This window comes from Mycoplasmopsis agalactiae 14628 (assembly GCF_000266865.1).
GTDB classification, from domain to species: Bacteria; Bacillota_I; Bacilli_A; order Mycoplasmatales; family Metamycoplasmataceae; genus Mycoplasmopsis; species Mycoplasmopsis agalactiae_A.
Window position 1 is genome coordinate 1 of sequence record NZ_AJPR01000022.1, and the last position, 547, is coordinate 547.

Consider the following 547-nt stretch of genomic DNA (forward strand, 5'->3'; position numbering starts at 1 on the left):
ACCTAATGCAGTTTTAGCTATAACTTTGCTTAAAGCTTGTTTTGCTGTTATTCCCGAATTAGTTTCTGTAGTGTTTGCATTAGCTACATTTCCAAATTCAAGTTCTATTTCTTCAGCCCCGACTTTAATTTTTATTTTTTGTTTTGCTTGTAAACCAAGTTTATTGTCCTTATCTCCTTCTGAAGCTAACTTGACAAGTTCTTTTTCCTTATCACTTAGTTTTGATTTAATTTTGTCTAGCACTGATTGATATGTATCACCTTCCTTGAATGAGTTTTGCAAACGGTCTTCAAATCCTTGAGCTAAGCCTCATATTGAATGTATTTTATCTTTTAAAGCTTTAACATTTATTTCGCTTCCTTGTTGATTACTGCCACCTTCAGTTCCTGGATTTTGATTTCCTCCTGGGTTATTTTGACTTCCACCTGGTGTTTCAGTAGGATTGCCTGGAGCGGTGTCAGTTGGTTTCTTTTCATCTTCTTTAGTATCACCACACTTAGCTGCTACAAAAGGAATTGCAGCTAACGATGATACTGATCCCAGCAAT

Annotated in this window: 1 protein-coding gene; it reads right to left on the reverse strand. The window is 35.6% G+C overall.

Going from position 1 to position 547, the window contains the following annotated elements; genetic code table 4:
• A partial coding sequence (locus MAGB_RS04105; protein WP_050899991.1) for a variable surface lipoprotein occupies window positions 1-546 on the reverse strand: 546 nt, incomplete at its 3' end.
• Between the last annotated feature and the right edge of the window lies 1 nt (window position 547).